This is a genomic window from Rhizobium sp. SVR5-9E (assembly GCF_056755095.1).
Genome location: NZ_JBNDHS010000338.1, coordinates 1 through 295 on the forward strand (window position 1 = coordinate 1; position 295 = coordinate 295).

The 295-nt window shown below is 46.4% G+C and carries 1 protein-coding gene; it reads left to right on the top strand.

Going from position 1 to position 295, the window contains the following annotated elements; translation table 11 throughout:
* Positions 1 to 295, top strand: a 295-nt coding sequence (locus tag ACPYOJ_RS35080) for a hypothetical protein (protein ID WP_481420340.1), incomplete at both ends; no start/stop codon positions are given.

Consider the following 295-nt stretch of genomic DNA (forward strand, 5'->3'; position numbering starts at 1 on the left):
TGTTTATGGGCTGGGGCGCACAATCTACAAGTGGCGCGTTTGCCTTCGGTAATTCTGCCGGAGCGGCTGCTTGCTGGGCTTATGGTGATAATATCAATGGTTCTGCTCTTTGGGTAAAGGATCAGCCCAATGTAATAACAGCTACTTTTGCAGGAAGTGGAGGAAGTGTAAATATTTACTCTAAAGGCATATCAGTAGGCGGTCCTATTTCAAAGTCATGGAATACCGCGGCTACTGGAGGGGCTTTTTTAGGAAGGGGATATGACAATACTGCAGCAGGGATCAGTTATTGGAA